Origin of the sequence: Kitasatospora sp. NPDC090308, assembly GCF_044769485.1 — a bacterium.
GTDB classification, from domain to species: Bacteria; Actinomycetota; Actinomycetes; order Streptomycetales; family Streptomycetaceae; genus Kitasatospora; species Kitasatospora fiedleri.
The window spans coordinates 23,850-40,807 of sequence record NZ_JBIVXY010000013.1 but is presented as its reverse complement, the minus strand read 5'-3'; the positions used below and the strand labels follow the sequence as shown (position 1 = coordinate 40,807).

General features: G+C 74.3%; 13 protein-coding genes and 1 riboswitch. Of the genes, 6 read left to right on the top strand and 7 right to left on the bottom strand.

Going from position 1 to position 16,958, the window contains the following annotated elements:
* Positions 1-41 precede the first annotated feature (41 nt).
* Together ACIQVD_RS25690 and ACIQVD_RS25685 are read right to left on the bottom strand one after the other, a co-directional pair.
* Positions 42-458, bottom strand: coding sequence for a hypothetical protein (locus ACIQVD_RS25690; RefSeq protein WP_400680829.1), 417 nt, complete (start codon positions 456-458; stop codon positions 42-44).
* Positions 459-683: 225 nt separating this feature from the next.
* A complete protein-coding gene (locus tag ACIQVD_RS25685) occupies positions 684-3,800 on the bottom strand; it encodes a SpoIIE family protein phosphatase (RefSeq protein ID WP_402291834.1) in 3,117 nt (1,038 codons plus the stop codon).
* A 136-nt stretch (positions 3,801-3,936) separates the two neighbouring features.
* On the opposite strand from ACIQVD_RS25685, the gene ACIQVD_RS25680 reads away from it, so the two are divergent.
* The 3 genes from ACIQVD_RS25680 (at position 3,937) to ACIQVD_RS25670 (ending at position 7,402) form a co-directional block, all read left to right on the top strand.
* The gene (locus ACIQVD_RS25680) at positions 3,937-4,884 is read left to right on the top strand and encodes a pseudouridine synthase (RefSeq protein ID WP_402291833.1); all 948 of its coding nucleotides are present in this window, start codon (positions 3,937-3,939) and stop codon (positions 4,882-4,884) included.
* 229 nt (positions 4,885-5,113) lie between these two features.
* On the top strand, positions 5,114-6,028 hold the full coding sequence (locus tag ACIQVD_RS25675) for a diiron oxygenase (RefSeq protein ID WP_402291832.1): 915 nt from the start codon (positions 5,114-5,116) through the stop codon (positions 6,026-6,028).
* Positions 6,029-6,196: 168 nt separating this feature from the next.
* Positions 6,197-7,402 (top strand): CapA family protein, encoded by a 1,206-nt coding sequence (locus ACIQVD_RS25670; protein WP_402291831.1) that lies wholly within the window; start codon positions 6,197-6,199, stop codon positions 7,400-7,402.
* Between the two features lie 22 nt (positions 7,403-7,424).
* Here ACIQVD_RS25670 and ACIQVD_RS25665 read toward each other — a convergent pair whose 3' ends face one another.
* Complete coding sequence (locus ACIQVD_RS25665) at positions 7,425-8,651, bottom strand: transglycosylase family protein (protein WP_402291830.1); 1,227 nt, start codon at positions 8,649-8,651, stop codon at positions 7,425-7,427.
* 3 nt (positions 8,652-8,654) lie between these two features.
* Positions 8,655-8,822, bottom strand: a riboswitch (cyclic di-AMP (ydaO/yuaA leader).
* Positions 8,823-9,326: 504 nt separating this feature from the next.
* Here ACIQVD_RS25665 and ACIQVD_RS25660 point away from each other — a divergent pair.
* On the top strand, positions 9,327-10,721 hold the full coding sequence (locus tag ACIQVD_RS25660) for an MFS transporter (protein WP_402291829.1): 1,395 nt from the start codon (positions 9,327-9,329) through the stop codon (positions 10,719-10,721).
* Between the two features lie 120 nt (positions 10,722-10,841).
* Here the strand turns inward: ACIQVD_RS25660 and ACIQVD_RS25655 are convergent, their stop codons facing one another.
* Both ACIQVD_RS25655 and ACIQVD_RS25650 read right to left on the bottom strand, forming a co-directional pair.
* The gene (locus ACIQVD_RS25655; RefSeq protein ID WP_402291828.1) at positions 10,842-11,123 is read right to left on the bottom strand and encodes a pyrimidine/purine nucleoside phosphorylase; all 282 of its coding nucleotides are present in this window, start codon (positions 11,121-11,123) and stop codon (positions 10,842-10,844) included.
* A gap of 271 nt (positions 11,124-11,394) precedes the next feature.
* Positions 11,395-12,843, bottom strand: coding sequence for a glycine hydroxymethyltransferase (locus ACIQVD_RS25650; protein ID WP_402291827.1), 1,449 nt, complete (start codon positions 12,841-12,843; stop codon positions 11,395-11,397).
* 367 nt (positions 12,844-13,210) lie between these two features.
* On the opposite strand from ACIQVD_RS25650, the gene ACIQVD_RS25645 reads away from it, so the two are divergent.
* Together ACIQVD_RS25645 and ACIQVD_RS25640 are read left to right on the top strand one after the other, a co-directional pair.
* Entirely contained in the window at positions 13,211-13,726 is a 516-nt protein-coding gene (locus ACIQVD_RS25645; protein ID WP_402291826.1) for a DinB family protein, read from the top strand.
* Between the two features lie 142 nt (positions 13,727-13,868).
* Positions 13,869-14,339, top strand: coding sequence for a hypothetical protein (locus ACIQVD_RS25640; protein ID WP_402291825.1), 471 nt, complete (start codon positions 13,869-13,871; stop codon positions 14,337-14,339).
* Between the two features lie 119 nt (positions 14,340-14,458).
* Here the strand turns inward: ACIQVD_RS25640 and ACIQVD_RS25635 are convergent, their stop codons facing one another.
* Positions 14,459-15,763 (bottom strand): carbohydrate-binding protein, encoded by a 1,305-nt coding sequence (locus tag ACIQVD_RS25635; protein WP_111555572.1) that lies wholly within the window; start codon positions 15,761-15,763, stop codon positions 14,459-14,461.
* A gap of 280 nt (positions 15,764-16,043) precedes the next feature.
* Positions 16,044-16,877, bottom strand: a complete 834-nt coding sequence (locus ACIQVD_RS25630; protein ID WP_402291824.1) for a TetR family transcriptional regulator — start codon at positions 16,875-16,877, stop codon at positions 16,044-16,046.
* Positions 16,878-16,958 lie beyond the last annotated feature (81 nt).

The following is a 16,958-nucleotide window of genomic DNA, read 5'->3' as shown; positions in this document are numbered from 1 at the left end:
CGCGAGGACACCGCCCGGCCGCGAGGGGCACTGCCGGGGCGTCAGTTCGAGGAGAACGCGTCCCCGCCCACCGCGAGGGCGTCGCCGCCCTGCGCCAGCGCGTCGCCGCCGACGGCCAGCGCGGAGCCGCACAGCGCCTCGGCGTCCCCGCCGACCGCGCCCGCGTCGCCGCCCTCGGCCCAGGCGTCCCCGCCGACGGCACCGGCGCTGCCGCCCAGCGCGCCCGCGTCGCCGCCGACGGCCAGCGCGTCACCGTCCTCGGCCCAGGCGTCGCCGCCGACCGCGCCCGCGTCGCCGCCCCGGGCCGCCGCGTCGCCGCCGACGGCCAGCGCCCCGTGCGGGTGGGCGTCCTGGTGGTGATGGTGGTGCGCGTGCGCGGAGGCGGTGCCCGCTCCGCCGAGCAGGGCGAGCCCGGTGAGGAAGGCGGCGGTGGTGACCTTGGCGAGGCTGGAACGCATCGGGTTTCTCCAGGTTCGGCGCTGAACGCCGGGGCGTCGCGCGGTTTCGGGGGCCGGACGCGACGATCATCGGCATCCGCGGGCCCGCGCCGTACACCGCGGGCCGAGCGGTCACCCGGCCGGGGCAAGCGCACCGCCGTGACGGGTGAGACCCGTACCGCCGGATGCCGTACCGGCCGGTGCGCGGGGTTGACACGCATGCGCACCAGGGAAGTTGACGCCGAATCAGTATGACGATCGGACCGGCAGCTCCATCTCGAACCAGACCACCTTGCCGTCCCGGGTGGCCCGGCTGCCCCAGCGGTGCGCCAACTCGTTGATCAGCAGCATGCCCCGCCCGCCCTCGTCGTGCTCGCCCACCGGCCGCAGCCGCGGCTCCCGGCTGTCCGCGTCCGCGACCTCCACCGTCAGCAGCGCGCCCCGGAACACCCGCAGCTGCAGCGGCGAACCCGCGTGCAGCAGCGCGTTGGCCAGCAGCTCCCCGGTCAGCAGCACCACCGGCTCCACCAGCGAGGCCAGCCCCCAGCCGGTCAGCGTCCGCCGGGTGAACTCCCGGGCGTGCCGCAGCAGCGCCGGATCGCCGGACAGCGGCAGGGTCGCCAGCCGGTCCGCGCCGACCGGCCCGGCGTGCGCCATGATCACCGCCACGTCGTCCTGCCCCATCGTCGCCCCGAGCGCCCCCAGCACCGCGTCGCAGCCGCGCTCCAGGGTCGGCTGCCGGTGCGTCACCGTCTCGCGCAGCAGCTCCAGGCCCTCGTCCAGGTCCTGCCCGCGCCGCTCCACCAGCCCGTCCGTGTACAGCACCAGCAGCCCGTCCTCGCGCAGCGGGAAGCGCACCGACTCGAACGGCACCCCGCCCACGCCCAGCGGCGCGCCTGGCGGCGGCGTCACCAGCCGGGCCTCGCCGTCGTGCTCCGAGACCACCGGCGGCAGGTGACCCGCCGAGGCCAGGACGCACTCCTCGTCCACCGGGTCGAACACCGCGCACACGCAGGTGGCGAACTGGCCCTCGCCGAGCTGCGCGGTCGCCTCGTCCAGCCGCCGCAGCACCCGCGCCGGATCGAGGTCCAGCGTCACCAGCGTCCGCGCCACCGTCCGCAGCTGCCCCATCGTGGCGGCCGCCCGGATGCCGTGCCCCATCACGTCGCCGACGATCAGCGCCACCCGGCCGCCGGTCAGCGGCACCACGTCGAACCAGTCGCCGCCGATCTCGTCGCCCACCGTCGAGGGCAGGTAGCGGTGCGCTATCTCCAGCCCCGGCGTGCGGTGCACGTCCTGCGGCAGCAGGCTGCGCTGCAGGGTCAGCGCGGTGTCCCGCTCGCGCCGGTACAGCCGGGCGTTGTCGATGCACACCGCCGCCCGCGCCGCCAGTTCCTCGCCCAGCGCCCGGTCCGCCGGGGTGAACGGCTCCGGATTGGCCAGCCGGACGAACTCCACCCCGCCCAGCACCTGGCCGCGGGCCAGCAGCGGCACCATCAGGTACGAGTGGATCCCGGCGTCCAGACCCGGCTGGACCCGGTCCGGGTGCGTGACGATCCGGCGCAGCTCCGGCTCGTCCACGTGCGGCACCAGGACCGACCGGCCGGTGCGCATCGCCTGCGCGTACAGCTTGGCCGAGTGCGTGGTCTCCCCGATCTGGTCGGCCGCCCCCGTCAGCGGCGAGCCGTCCTCCCGCTCACCCACCGCGACCGCCCGCAGCGGCACCGAACCGGACTCCGGCACCGGCTCCGGGTCCTCGCCGGTCAGCACCGCCTCGCGGATGTCCACCGTCACGAAGTCCGCGAACCGCGGGATCACCACGTCCACCAGCTCCTGCGCGGTGATCGTCAGGTCCAGCGTGGTGCCGATCCGGGTGGACGCCTCGTTCAGCAGCGCCAGCCGCTGCTGGGCGCTCTCCGCGACCTCCAGCGCCCGCTGCCGCTGCTCGGCCGCGTTCCGCTCCCGGGTGTACAGCAGCGCGTTGTCGATCGACACCGCCGCCCGGGCCGCCAGCTCGCTGGCCAGCGCCAGGTCCGCCTGCCCGTACGGGGTCGCCGTCCGGGACCGGAAGAACGTCGCGGTGCCGATCGCCGCCCCCCGGGCGATCAGCGGCACCACCATCAGCGAGCGCACCCCCTGCGCCCGGATCGCCCCGCCGCGCACCGGGTCGTCCGTGAACCAACTCATCGCGGCCCCGTCCGTCCGCGGCACCAGCACCGGTCGGCCGTGCGCCAGCGCCCACGCGTACGGCGTGCTCGGGTGCAGCCGCTGCACGGTGCCGACCGGGGCGATCGGCGACATCCCGCTGCCCGCGACGGTGTGGAACGCCAGCCGGCGCAGCACCGCGGACCGGTCCACCCGGTCCGGCAGCGCGGCCGGCTCGCCCCGCACCAGGCCGTCCAGCACCTCCACCACCACGGTGTCCGCCAGGCTCGGCGCGGCCGTCTCGGCCAGCTCCCGGGCCGTGGTGGCCAGGTCCAGCGTGGTGCCGATCCGGGTGGACGCCTCGTTCAGCAGCGCCAGCCGCTGCTGGGCGGCCTCGGCGGCGCTCTCCGCCTGGAAGCGGTCGGTGATGTCCACGACCGTGGTGCTCACCCCCAGCACCGTGCCGTCCGGCTGCTCCAGCCGGAAGCTCGACACCGACCAGGCGTGCTCGCGGCCCGGATCGGCCGCCGTCCAGCCGTGCGTGCGGGCGTCCACCACCGGCCGGCCGTCGGCCAGCACCCGGCGCATCGTGGCCTCCGCCGCCCGGCCGTCGATCCCCGGCAGCAGCTCGCTCAGCCGCCGCCCCAGGTGCCGGTCCACCGGCAGCCCGTTGATCCGGGCCAGCGCCTCGTTCAGGCGGACGAAGCGCAGCTCGGTGTCGTACACCGCCATGCCGACCGGCGACTGGGTGAAGAACCCGTCCAGCACCGCCAGGTCCGCCGCCAGCCGGCGCACCTCGCTGACGTCCGAGGCCACCGCCAGCACCATCGGCGAGCCCTCCCGGTCGAGCACCGGGTAGGTCCGGAAGTCCAGCCCCACCAGGTGCCCGTCCCGGTGCCGCACCGGGAACACCCCCGACCAGGGGCGGCCCTCCAGGATCCGGGCGAACAGCCCCAGCACCTCCGTACGCCGCTCCGGGGCCACCAGGATATCCGCCGCGAACCGCCCCACCGCCTGGTCCGCCGGGTACCCGAGCAGCGCCTCCGCGTCCGGGCTCCAGTGCAGGATCCGGCCGTTCGCCGCGATCAGCGCCGTGGCCACCGGGATCGCCAGCAGGCCGTCCGGTACCGGCGCACCGCCCGCCGTGAGCGGGGAGGCGGGGCGGGTCCGGGAAATCGTGCCCTGCTGCCCGGTGTCCATGTGGTTCTCGGCGTCCATCCGGCCACCTACCGTTCGGGGGCGGGGGTACCGCCCTGCCATCGTCGCACGGCGGGCCGCCCGCGCCCAGACGGGTGACCTGCCGCTAGGGTGGGCCGGATGGAGACCCGCCGGACGGACCCCGGGGCGGCGCACGGTGGTGCGTAGGAAGCCCGCCCCCCTCAGCCCGCTGCCGCAGCGCGACGGCATCGACCCGGTCCACGTCAGACTGCCGGTCGAGGGCGCCTGGCCGACCGTCCGGGCCTACCTGGAGGAGCGCTACGGCGGCGCCGCCGGGGACGGGCGGATCGCCGCCATGCTCGCGGCCGGCGAGTTCGCCGGCCAGGACGGGCCGGTCACCGCCGACACGCCCTACCGGCCCGGCGGCCACGTCTGGTTCCACCGCGAACCCGGACCGCCCGAACCCGTGGTGCCCTTCCCGGTCGAGGTCCTGTACCGCGACGAACGGATCGTGGTCGCCGACAAGCCGCACTTCCTCGCCACCACCCCGCGCGGCAGCCACGCCACCGAGACCGCCCTCGCCCGGCTGCGCCGCGACCTCGACCTGCCCCGGCTCAGCCCCGCCCACCGCCTGGACCGGCTCACCGCCGGCGTGGTGCTGTTCGTCGTCGACCCCGCGCTGCGCGGCGCCTACCAGGGCCTGTTCGAACGGCGCGAGGCGGTCAAGGAGTACGAGGCCGTCGCCCGCCACGAGGAGGGCGCGGCGGCCCTGCCGCCGACCGTGGTGCGCAACCGGCTCCGCAAGGACCGCGGGCGGCTCGACGCCTACGAGGAGCCCGGCGAGCCCAACGCGGAGAGCCGGATCGAGCTGGCCGAGGCGCGCGGCGGCCTGGGCCGCTACCGGCTCGCCCCGCGCACCGGGCGCACCCACCAGCTGCGGGTGCACATGAACGGGCTCGGGCTGCCGATCCTGGGCGACCCGCTCTACCCGGAGGTGCTGGACGGGGGCGCGCCGGAGGACTACCGGCGCCCGCTCCAGCTGCTCGCGCGCTCGCTGGAGTTCACCGACCCGGTCGGTGGGGAGCGGCGGCGCTTCGTCAGCGGGCGGGTGCTGGCGGCCTGGCAGGACCCGACGGGCTGGTAGGACCCGACGGGCTGGTAGGACCCGGCGCGGGTCGGGGCGGTCGGGTCGGCGCACGGCTCTCCGGGTTGTCAGGTCGTCAGGTCGTGGGGTCATCGGGTGGTGGGGTCGTCAGGTCGATGGCTCTTCGGGGCTCTTCGCGCGCAGTGTATTGACGGGAAGTCTAATAACTTCTACCTTCGCGGCAGTGCCACCACTCCACCCTCCACGCCCTCACCGAGAAGGAGCCGGCATGCCGCCCCAGCCCGCCTCCACCCAGTCCACCCGCACCGCACCCGACCGGGAGCGCACCGCCGAACGCCTGCTCGCCTCCTCCGCGAAGCTCTCGTTCAACCCGCTCAAGGACGTCGACTGGGACGCCGACCCCGTCCCCGGTGCCTACTACTGCCCGCCCCGCCACCTCTCCCTCTACGGCACCGACCTCTGGGAGCGGATGACCGACGAGGAGCGGATCGAGCTCTCCAAGCACGAGGTCGCCTCCATCGCCAGCGTCGGCATCTGGTTCGAGGAGATCCTCATGCAGATGCTGCTGCGCCACGCCTTCGACCGGGACCCCACCAGCAACCACGTCCAGTACGCGCTCACCGAGATCGCCGACGAGTGCCGGCACTCGATCATGTTCGCCCGCATGATCGCCAAGATGGGCGTCCCCGCGTACGGCGCCGGATTCGTCGCGCACAACCTGGGCCGGCTGTTCAAGGCGATCTCCACCCACAGCCAGACCTTCGGCGGCACCATGTACGTCGAGGAGATCCTGGACGCCTTCCAGCGCGAGGTGATGAACGACGACACCCTCCAGCCGCTCACCCGCCAGGTCTCCCGGATCCACGTCATCGAGGAGGCCCGGCACATCAGCTACGCCCGCGAGGAACTGGTCCGCAAGCGCCTCGGCCCGGTCCGCCGCCGGTACGAGCAGCTGTTCATCGGACTGATCGTCTACTACGCCACCACCGCGCTGATCCACCCCCGGCTGTACGCCGCGGTCGGCGTCGACCCGAAGACCGGCCGGGCCGTCGCCCGCGCCAATCCGCACTGGCGGGCCACCAAGGTCGAGATGGCGCAGAAGGTGCTCTCCGTGCTGGACCGGGCCGGACTGGTCGGCCGGACCAACCGCTGGCTGCTGCGTGCCGCCGGCGTGCTGGCCTGAGCCGACGGCCGGACCGACCGCCCGCCGATCCGCTCGTCCGACCATCCGACTCGACCGGAGCGGGGGGCGGCCGACGGAAGCGGTGACCGTGCGGTGCCGTTGCGGTCTTCCGGTGTTCGAGTGGCGCGGATACAGTGCGTCGTCACCGAACTGCCGGGGGGTCCGTTCATGCGTCGCACCACGGGTGGCACAGCCGCCGCCACCGCCACCGCCGTCCTGCTGCTGGGCGCCCTCGCCGGATGCGGCGGGCCGTCGCCCGCCGGGGACCGGGCCGCCCCCACCGCCGGGGGCGGTTCGGCGTCCGCCGCAGCCACCGGACCGGCCGCGCCGACCAGTTCGGCGCCCGCCGGGTCGGGGAGCGGGGCTCCGCAGGACCCCGCCGCGACGGCCTCCGGCGCGAGCCCGGGCCCCGGTCAGGGGGCCGGGGCGGGGAGCGGCATCACGGTGGCGTTCGCCGGGGACGTCCACTTCGAAGGGCGGACCGCCGCCCGGCTCGGCGCCGCCAAGGCCGACACCGCGCTCGGCCCGATCTCCGGCACGCTCTCCGCCGCCGACCTGGCGGTGCTCAACCTGGAGACCGCGATCACCGGCCGCGGCAAGGCCGAACCCAAGACCTACACCTTCCGCACCACGCCCAAGGCGCTCGGCGCGCTCAAGGACGCGGGCGTCGACGTGGTCTCCCAGGCCAACAACCACGCCGTCGACTTCGGCCCCGACGGCCTCGCCGACACCCTCGCCGCCAAGGCCGCCTCCCCAGTGCCCGTGATCGGCATCGGCAAGGACGCCGAGGAGGCGTACGCCCCGTACCTGACCACCGTGCGCGGCGTGCGGGTCGCCGTCCTGGCGGCCAGTCAGGTCGACGAGATCACCAACCAGAAGTGGCGGGCCGGCGCGCACAAGCCCGGCATCGCGTCCGCCCTCGACGAGACCGCGCTGCTGCGGGCCGTGGCCGGGGCGAAGGCGCAGGCGCCCGTGGTCCTGGTCTACCTGCACTGGGGCGACGAGGGCGTGGCCTGCCCGACCCGTGCGCAGACCTCGCTGGCCAAGAAGCTCGCCGACGCCGGAGCGACCGCCGTGGTCGGCACCCACGCCCACACCATGCTCGGCGCGGGCATGCTCGGGAACACCTACGTGGCGTACGGCTTCGGCAACTTCCTCTGGTACGGCACCTCGAACTACACCGCCTCCGACGAGACCGGCGTCACCACGATCACCGTCACCGCCGACGGCCGCGTCACCGGCGAGACCTTCACCCCCGCCCACATCGACGGCCGCGGCGTGCCCGTCCCGCAGAACGGCAGCGCCGCGAAGGCCGCCCAGCAGCGCCGCGACGGCCTGCGCGGCTGCACCGGACTGGCCGCCGTCCCGAAGTGACGGCGGCCGGTCCGGGCGTCCGTCAGCCCAGGTCCAGCACCTGGCCGGGCCGGATCAGGTCCGGGTTCTCGCCGATCAGCTGCTGGTTCGACTTGTAGAGCTCGGACCAGCCGCCGCCCACGGCGTTGCTGCGGGCGATCGAGGCCAGCGTGTCGCCGGGGCCGACGGTGTACGGCTGCGCGGACGGGGCCGGGGACGCTGCCGGAGCCGGGGCCGCCGGGGTGGTCGGGGCCGCCGGGGTGGTGGACGCGTCCGTGGGCGCGGTCGTGCCGCTGCCCGCGCCCGGGGCGGTGGTGGTGCCGCCGCCGGGCGACGCGTCCGGGGTGCTGCCGGTGCCGGTGCCGGTGGACGGGCCGGGCGACGGGGTGACCGGGAGGGTGGGCAGCAGGCCGCCCCCGTTCCCGTCGTTGGTGCCGGTGCTGCCGTCGGTGGGCGTGTTCGGGCTGGGCGAGGCGGTCGGGTCGGTGGGGTCGCCGGGAGCGGCCGGGTCGGTGGGGGGGACCGGCGGGACGGTCGGGGTGGCCGAGGCGTCCGGGGCGTTCGGGGTGTTCGGGGTGGGGACGGTCGGGTCCGGGGTGGTCGTGGTCGGCGCGCTCGGGTGCGGCTGGGGGTGCGTCAGCTGCATGTAGCGCTCGTACAGGCTCTGGTGGCTGGTCCAGAACCAGGCGCCGTTCTTCTCGTACCAGTACACGTGCGAGACCGGGTCGTAGCCGGGCAGGCCGGAGAACACCGGCGTGCTCTTCCCGTCCGGGACGGTGCTGCCGTCCGGGGCGGAGTTGACCGCCGCGACGCCGCGCGCGCCGCGCAGCGAACCCGTCTCGTCCGCCGAGTCGTTGTCGTCGACCACGCCCGGCGCGCTGGCGGTGTTCAGGCCCGCGTCGTCCGCGCACGCCGACCAGGGCGAGGGGCCCTCGGTGGCCAGGATGCGTTCGGCGACGGCGATCTGCTGGCTGCGGGTGGCCCCGTTCGGCAGCGCCGAGTACTGGGTGCCGCCGTAGTCGTTCCAGCGCTGGGCGGTGATCCCCAGGCCGCCGTAGATGCCGTTGCCCGCGTCGGAACTCCAGTTCCCTCCGCTCTCGCAGTCGGCGACCCGGTCCCAGACCGCGCTGGGGGCGGCGTGTGCGCCGGTGACGGCGAGCAGCGGCAGGGCGATGCCGACACCGGCCACGCCGGCCGCCGCGATCGCCCGCTCGGCCGCCTTCTCCGCCGGACCCTGCCGGCGGTGGCGTCCCGAACCCGTGAAGAGCATGCGAGATCCTCTCCGCACGCCTACGGGGTGAGCTGTCGGGTTCGGGCCGGGAGGGAGGCCCGGCCGTCGCGCCCCGGTCACCCGGTGCGGACGGCTTCACCCCTAGCCGTGGGGGACGGCAACAATCGTGGTTCCCCCGTCCCTGCCCAAGGGTCTTGGTGGTCGACCCGCAGCGCGGTGGACAGGGCTCGGCGTTGTCGCGTGCGGGGGCCCGGCGGTGCGAGCCGGGGCGAGCCTATTCACTCGAACGTGGCAATCACAAGCGCGTCGCGCCCGGATCACGCCCTCGTCACGTCGGGTCCTGCGTGGTGTGTGGACGACCTGTTGACGGGAGATCGGGCGGGAGGACGAGGGGAGGGCCGGCGGATCGGTGGGAGAAGTCTGGCCGATCGGTGGGATTGGGGTGGGAGGGAGCGGGGAAGGCCGGTGCTCCGACGGGGTGGTGTCGGCGGCTCTCGCCCGCCAACTGCCTTTGAGGGTAGTCGAGTTGGGTGCAAACGGTGCATTCGGCGCGTTGCGGATAAATGATGCGACAGGGGGTCGGCGGGCTTCCTACGATCGCCCTGCTCGCTGTTCCGGTGGGCGCGTGGCCGGGTCCGTCGAGTTCGTCGGGTCCGACAGGTCCGACAGGTCCGTCAGGTCCGTCAGGTCCGTCGAGTCCGTTGGGGAGGTTCCGTGGGTGCCCTGATTCCTGAAGTGCTCCGCACCGAGCGCCAGTTCGCCAGGCTGTTCGTCGGCCAGTCGCTGTCGACCCTGGGAGACCGGGTGTCGTTCGTGGCGCTGCCCTTCGCCGTGCTGTCGATCGGCGGCTCGGCCGTCGACGTGGGGCTGGTGACGGCCGCCGGGCTGCTCCCGCTGCTGGTGTTCACCCTGGTCGGGGGCGTCTGGGCGGATCGGATACCGAGACGGCGGATCATGCTGGCCTCCGACCTGCTGCGGTGCGCCGTCCAGGCGGCCGTCGCGGTGCTGCTGCTCACCGGCACCGCCCGGGTCGGGCTGCTGGCGCTGCTGATGGCGCTGTTCGGGGTCGCGGACGCCTTCTTCCTCCCCGCCTCCACCGGGTTGCTGCCCCTGCTGGTCCCCGCCGATCGGCTGCGCGAGGCGAACGCGCTGAGCGGGTTCGTCCAGTCGACGGGCCTGGTGGTCGGCCCGGCGCTGGCCGGTCTGCTGATCGCGGCGGTCGGCCCGGGGGGTGCGCTGGCGATGGACGCCGCGAGTTTCGCGGTCAGTGCCGCGGTGCTGGCCCGGCTGGGCGCGGTCGACGGCGCGGTCGCGGCGGGCGGCGTCGACGGCGCCGGCGGCGGGGCCGAGCGGGGCGAGCGGCCCGGGTTCCTGGCCGAGCTGCGGATCGGCTGGCAGCAGGTGCGCAGCCGGACGTGGGTGTGGTCGAGCATGCTCGCCATGGCGGTCTACCACGTCGTGGTGCTGCCCTCGGTGTTCGTGCTCGGGCCGGTGCTGGCGCAGCGCGAGTGGGGCGGCGCCAACGCCTGGACGGTGGTGGTGATCGCCTTCGGCCTCGGTTCGATCGTGGGGGACGTGTGCTCCTACCGGTGGAAACCGGTCCGCCCGATGGCCGTCGCGGCGGTGGCGATGGCGGTCGCCTCCTGCCAGGCCGCGATCATCGGCTCCGGTGCGCCGGTCTGGGTGATCGCCGCCCTGGAGGCGGTCACGGGCGTGGGCGTGTCCCTGCTCTTCGTGCTCTGGGAGACCTCGCTCCAGGTGCACATACCGGAGCGGGTGCTCTCCCGGGTCAGCTCCTACGACCACCTGATCGCCGTCGCCCTGATGCCGCTCGGGCTGGTGCTGGCCGGTCCGCTCTCCGAGAGCCTCGGCGTGCGTCCCACGCTGTTCGGGATGACCGCCCTCGCCGTCCCGGTCGCGTTCGTCCTGCTCGCGCTCCCCGCGGTCCGTCACCTGCCGGCGAGCCGGCCTCCCGAGCCGGAGCCCGAGCCGGCGGCCGGACTTGGACCTGAGCCGGAGCCCGCGCCCGGGGTCCGGACGGCGGCGGGGACGGTGGCGGGAGCCGCCGGGCGCCGGGAGCCCGTTCCGGAAGCGGAGGCGGCGCTGTGAGCGTGACCCACGGCTGACCACCGGCCCACCACAGCGCGCCGCGCCCAGCCCGGTCGCGGCCGGGGCGACCGGACCGGCGGCTGCGGCGGTGGCTGTGTGGCGGTGGTCAGCGGGAGGGGATCAGCGGTATTCGCAGAGGTAGGCCGTGTCGATCGAGACCTGGAGGTGGAACTTGCTGTCACCCGGAACGGAGAAGTGCTCACCGGCGGAGAAGGTCCGCCAGTCGTCGGTGCCGGGGAGCTTCACGGTCAGGGCGCCGCTGACCACGTGCATGACCTCCGGGGCGGCGGTGCCGAACTCGTACTCGCCGGGGGCCATCACGCCGACGGTCGCCGGGCCGTCGGCCGAGGTGAAGGCGACCGACTTGACCGTGCCGTCGAAGTATTCGTTGACCTTGAGCATGCGCGTTCTCCTGCGGAAGGGGTGCGGAACGGCGGCCGGCGCGTCGCGCGCCCGGCCGCGGCGGGGGCGAGCCTATCGGCGCGAGCAGCTCGGTTGCCGGGAGCGTCCGCTGGTTGGTCACCGGCCGACGGTGGCCCCCGCCGCCGTCGGGCCCGTCTCCGCCGCAGGTCGGAACGCGGCGCGCGGCGCGGCGAGTTCGGCGGCCCGGCCCGCCGGGGTGGCGGCGGGCCGGGCCGGGAGGCGTCCGGACGGGGACGCCGGGAGGGGAGGATCAGCCGAGCGTGATGCCCGGGTAGAGCGGGTGGTCGGCGAGCAGGTCGACCGCGCGCTTGGCGACGGAGTCGCGGACGGCCTCGTCCAGCGCGTACTGCGCCTTCGAGGAGCCGACCGGCGCGGCGGCCGTCAGCACGGTGTGGATCAGCTCGGCGACCTCGTCCAGCTCCGCCGCGTCCAGCCCGCGGGTGGTCAGCGCGGGCGTGCCGAGCCGGATGCCGGAGGTGTACCAGGCGCCGTTCGGGTCCTGCGGGACGGCGTTGCGGTTGGTGACGATGCCGGAGTCCAGCAGCGCCGCCTCCGCCTGGCGTCCCGTCAGCCCGTAGGAGGAGACGTCCGCCAGCACCAGGTGGTTGTCGGTGCCGCCGGTCACCAGCCGGGCGCCGCGCTTGAGCAGGCCCTCGGCGAGCGCCCGGGCGTTGTCCACCACCTGCCGGGCGTACACCTGGAACTCGGGGCGGCGCGCCTCCGCGAACGCCACCGCCTTCGCCGCCATCACGTGCGACAGCGGGCCGCCGAGCACCAGCGGGCAGCCCCGGTCGACGTGCTCCGCCAGCTCCGAGGTGCACAGCACCATGCCGCCGCGCGGGCCGCGCAGCGACTTGTGCGTGGTGGTGGTGACGATCTGCGCGTGCGCGACCGGATCGAAGTCCCCCGTCAGCACCTTGCCCGCGACCAGGCCGGCGAAGTGCGCCATGTCGACCATCAGGGTCGCGCCCACCTCGTCCGCGATCTCCCGCATCCGGCGGAAGTCCACCAGCCGCGGGTACGCCGAGTACCCGGCCACCAGGATCAGCGGCCTGAACTCCAGGGCGATCCGCCGGACTTCGTCGTAGTCGACCAGTCCGGTCGCCGGGTCCGTCCCGTAACTGCGCTGCTCGAACATCTTGCCCGAGATATTCGGCCGGAAGCCGTGCGTGAGGTGCCCGCCCGCGTCCAGCGACATGCCCAGCATCCGCTGGTTGCCCAGCTCGCGGCGGAGCTCGGCCCAGTCCTGCTCGCTCAGGTCGTTGACGTTGCGGACCTGGGCGCGCCGCAGCGCCGGGCTCTCCACCCGCTGCGACAGCACCGCCCAGAACGCCACCAGGTTGGCGTCGATCCCGGAGTGCGGCTGCACGTACGCGTGCTCCGCGCCGAACAGCTCGCGGGCGTGCTCGGCGGCCAGCTCCTCCACGGTGTCCACGTTGCGGCAGCCCGCGTAGAAGCGGCGGCCCGGCGTGCCCTCCGCGTACTTGTCGCTCAGCCAGTTGCCCATCGCCAGCAGCACCGCGGGCGAGGCGTAGTTCTCACTGGCGATCAGCTTCAGCGAAGCGCGCTGGTCCACCAGCTCCCCGGAGATCGCCGCGGCGATCCGGGGCTCGACGGCGCGCACCACGTCCAGGGCGCTGCGGAAGGCGGTGTCGGCGGCGGGGCTGCCGAAGGTGTGCGCGGGCAGGGGCTCGACCACGGGCGGTCTCCTCGTACGGAACGGCGACGATTCGGACGGCCCAGGCGCACGGCTACAGCACACGGCACCCGAGGGCACCGCACGGAGCCGCTCCCCGATGGTGAGTTCCATCCCAGCGCGCCAGTCACGGCTCACCGCGATCGTACCAACCACCGCGCCGGGCCCGGGCCGAATCCCGCAGACACGGTTCGAACACCCGCCCCGGTCCCGGCTCCGGCTCCGGTCCCGGCCCCGGCTCACGTTCCGGCCTCGGTTCACGTTCCGGCCCCGGCTTCGGCCCCGGCTAGGGAGCCGGCTCAGGTCCCGCTCCCTGCCCTGGGCGAAATTCCCTGGTGCGGCCCGGTCGGACCTGGGCATGATCGGGCGCATGACATGGACCGTCCCCACCACCGCCCGCACCGGCGGCTCGCTCACCGCCCCCGAGACCGAGCTGCTGCCCGGCTACCTCGCCTGGCACCGGGCCACCTTCCTGCACAAGTGCGCCGGCCTGACCGGCGAGCAGCTCGCGCTGCGCCCGTTGCCCGAGAGCTCGCTCTCGTTGCTCGGGCTGATGCGCCACCTGGCCAAGGTGGAGCGGACGTGGTTCCGGATCCGCTTCGCCGGGCAGGACGTCCCGCCGCTGCACGCCGTGGAGGGCCACAAGGACGCCGACTTCGACCTGCTGGAGCCGGAGCGGGCCGAGCAGGAGTACCTGGCGCTGCTGGAGGAACAGCGCCTCGCCGACCTCGCGGTGGCCGGTGCCCCGCTGGACGCGGTGCTGGCCGCGTACGGGGAGGAGCAGTCCCTGCGGACGACGTACCTGCACGTCATCACCGAGTACGCCCGCCACAACGGGCACGCCGACCTGCTGCGCGAGCACACCGACGGCGTCACCGGCGGCTGACGGGGTGTCGGCTCGGCATTCGGCCGGGTGACCGGTGCAAGGGTGAAGTTCCTTGCGCGGCAAGGGCGCTGAGGGGGACCCGGCCGGATGATTCGTCGGATGAGCGGATAGCATACTGAGTATGGGACCTCTCGAACCGAATGTGCCCGAGCTGATCCTCGGACTGATCGTTTTCTCCGCCCTCTTCTGGGCGCTCGGCAAGGTGCTGCTGCCCCGGATCGAACGCACCCTCGCCGAGCGCCACGACAGGACCGACGGCGGCATCGCCCGTGCGGAGGAGGCCAGGGCCGAGGCGGAACGCATCCGCCGGGAGTTCCAGGCCGAACTCGCCGCCGCCCGCCACGAGGCCGCCGCGATCCGGCAGGCCGCCGCCGAGGAGGGCGCGGCGCTGGTCGCGGCCCTGCGGGCGGAGGCCCAGCAGCAGCGCGAGCAGCTGGTGGCCGAGGCGCAGGTGCAGCTGGCCGCCGACAAGGTGCTGGCCGAGGCCGAACTGCGCGAGGACGTCATCACGTTGGCGTCCGAGCTGGCCTCCCGGGTGGTCGGCGAACCGCTCGCCGACCTGCCCTCGACCCGGGCCGTCGCGGACGAGTTCCGCGGTCGCGCCGAGGTCTGACCCACCGCCACCGCACCGCGGGTGCGGACGCGGTGAAGCGGACGGGCCGCCCGGTCCCGAGCCTGGGGCTCGTGGACCGGGCGGCCCGTCCGTCGTTCAGGGGGCGGGAGCGGGGTGGCTCAGGAGCACGGGCCGTCGTCGGCCCACGCGCCCCACTGGCCGCTGCTGCTCGGGTTCTCGTTCAGGGTCCACCACTTGGCGTGGTAGTTGTGGTGGTTGTAGCTGGCCTTGTCGTTGGCCACGTAGGTGGTGGTCGCCGACCAGGCGGGGCTGCAGGTGCCGGTGCCGGGCGAGGTGCCGGTACTCGGCGAGGCACTGACGCTGGTGCTCGGCGAGGGGGACGGCGTGCTGGTGGGCGGGGTCGCGCCGGCGAACTTCACCGTGTACTTGGTGAAGTCCCAGGCGTTCTGCGCCACGCTGGAGCAGGCGCCGGACAGCCCGGGGTCGACCGTGCCGGAGCACTGGCGGTCGCGGTTGACCGACCAGAAGGTGTACCGGGCCAGCTTGTGCGCGGTGGCGAAGTCCAGCACGGTCTGGAAGTCCGCCTGCTTGAAGTACTCGGCGGCGTCGGTGCGGCCGTTCATCAGCGACGCGCCCTCGTGGGCGTAGGCGGTGGCCTCGTTCCAGCCGAAGGTGCTCTGCAGGATCTGGTTGAACTTCACCAGCGCGTCGGTCTGCGCCGCCGCCCCGTTGAAGCCGCCGTCGAACGGCATGATCGAGTAGTTGTTCGGGGTGAAGCCCTGGGACTTCGCCTCCAGCAGCATCTGGGTGCCGAACCAGCCGGTGCCGGCGTTGGTGCCCGCGGTGGTGATGGAGATGTAGATCCCCGGGTTGTTCTGCTGCAGGATGCGGGCCGCGCCGATCTCGTTGTGGATGGCGGCGGTGTTCTCGTACTCGGGCTCCTCGAGGTCGAAGTCGATCGCCTTGAGGTTGTACTTGGTGACGACCTTCTGGTACGCGGCGGCGGTCGCCTCCGGGGTGCCGCAGGTCTGGCCGAGCTTGGTGCCGCCGTAGCCGCCCACCGAGACCGAGACGTCGCCGCCCTTGTTGCGGATGGTCTGGATGACGGCCGGCATCGTGGTGTCGGTGTCGATCGAGGACGTCCCGCCCCAGGACGGGCTACAGGTGTTGCCGCCCTGGGCCAGGATGAACGCGAGCTGGAACGCCTTCTGGCCGGTGGCGTCCATCACGGCGGCGGCGTCCGGCGGGCTGTTGTCCTCCGGCATCAGGTACGGCGCGGAGGCGTACCAGTTGGAGCCGAGCGCGGCCGTGGTCGCGGCGTTCGCCGAACCGGAGGCGGCGACGGCGGAGACGCCGCCGGCCAGCAGGCCGAACACGGACAGGGCGACCGCGACGGCGCGGCGCGGGCGGCGGCGCGGCGGGGCGGTGTCGGCGAGGGGGTGTGGGGGAAGTGCGCGTTCCATCGAGGACCTCTCCAGGAGGCGGCGAGGACAGCGGCCCGGGCGCGCGGAAGTGGGGGTGCGCGGCCGGGTCAACGGTCGGTTGCCTAGCCGAGGTTGACGTGACTGCCACTGGTATAGACCTGTGCCGGGTTGCCGTCAACCCCCCCCGGCGCCGCGCCGGGTGCGGCGCGGTCGAGTCGCGGTCGGATCGTGGTCAGGTCTCGGTCAAACAGCGGTAAAGCACAGGTCAAAGCAGATGTGGTCGGCCGGTTGACGAACCGTCGGCCCGGGCCGCGCGGCCTCAGTCCGATGCCGGGCGACCGCGCTCGCGCCCCCGCGCCCGCCCCGGTTCCCGGCCCCGCGCCCGCCCCGGTTCGCGCCCGCGCTCCCAGCCGCGCTCGCGACCCGGTCGGCGCCCGGCGGCGGGCGGCTCCGGCGGCAGGTAGGACTCCAGGCCGCGCAGGAACACCTCGACCTTGAAGGCGTAGCGCTCGTCCCCGTCGCCCGACACCATGGTGTCCGCCATCCCCTGGAGGTTGGGGAAGCGGTCGGGCGGCAGCGCCTGCAGGAAGGCGTGCAACTGCCCGAAGTACTCGTCGATGTCCGTCCCCCGGGCGATCCGCTCCGCGTACACCGACGCCTCGTACGCGTCCGTGTCGATCAGCTGGCCGAGGCCGTCCAGCGCCCAGGCCGCCACCTGGGGCGGCATGCCGACCTGGAGCAGCAGGTCGAGCAGGAACTCGGTGATGCCCAACTGGCTCTCGCCCAGCGGGATGCTGCCCAGCGACACCAGCGACACGTCCCGGTGGGAGGTCAGCACCCGCTGCGCCTCGAAGCAGATCTCGGTGATCTGCTCCTTCCAGCGGGCGGGCTCGGGGCGGCGCGGCAGCCGGATCTCGGAGACCACCCGCTCCAGCACCAGTTCGAGCAGCTCCTCCTTGTTGGAGACGTGCGCGTAGAGTGAGGCCGGGCCGGTGCCCAGCTGCTGCGCGACCCGGCGCATCGTCACCCCGGCCAGGCCCTCGGTGTCCAGCACCCGCACCGCGGTCTCCACGATCAGCGCGCGGCTGAGCGGCTGCCGGGGCTCGGCCTTGCGGGGCTTGTGCCACGGGTTCTCGGGCATCTGCGCGGGCATCGGGCCACCTGCTTTCGCTGAACGTTCCGCCGGCGATCATCGTACTCCGGACGAACGCCGTTCGACGGGTGGGCGGAGCGA